The 626-nt window shown below is 54.3% G+C and carries 1 pseudogene; it reads right to left on the bottom strand.

Annotated features, from left to right (window positions below):
* Positions 1–601: pseudogene (locus EAH81_RS28200) on the bottom strand (hypothetical protein); the annotation flags it as partial.
* Positions 602–626: the final 25 nt, after the last annotated feature.

Raw genomic sequence — 626 nt, 5'->3', positions numbered from 1 at the left:
TTCCTGAGGTATCGCTCACCGTGCTCGCATCCGGAGCTGTACCTGTGGCAGTAGCCGTATTGGTCACATTACCTGTATTAAGGTCTGATTGTGTAATAGTATAAGCAGCCGTAGCCGTGCCCGTGTCACCAGGGGCCAGAACTGCTGGGGTAACCGCCAGGTTCACGCTGCCTGTAAGGGCATCGTTTACCACCACGCCGCTCAGGCTTACATTACCTGTATTGCTAACCGTAAAAGTATAAGTGATCTGATCGCCAACAGCGCCMGTRCCWCCAACTGCGGCTGTTTTCACAACAGCGATCCCAGGGGTTTGGGTAAGGGGCGTCTGCGTTGGGTCATCATTGCCCTGAGCAGTTCCTGAGGTATCGCTCACCGTGCTCGCATCCGGAGCTGTACCTGTGGCAGTAGCCGTATTGGTCACATTACCTGTATTAAGGTCTGATTGTGTAATAGTATAAGCAGCCGTAGCCGTGCCCGTGTCACCAGGGGCCAGAACTGCTGGGGTAACCGCCAGGTTCACGCTGCCTGTAAGGGCATCGTTTACCACCACGCCGCTCAGGCTTACATTACCTGTATTGCTAACCGTAAAAGTATAAGTGATCTGATCGCCAACAGCGCCCGTGCCA

The sequence above is a fragment of the Flavobacterium pectinovorum genome, from assembly GCF_006438875.1.
GTDB classification, from domain to species: Bacteria; Bacteroidota; Bacteroidia; order Flavobacteriales; family Flavobacteriaceae; genus Flavobacterium; species Flavobacterium pectinovorum_A.
The sequence above is the reverse complement of the archived record's forward strand: the minus strand, read 5'-3'. Positions and strand labels throughout refer to the sequence as shown.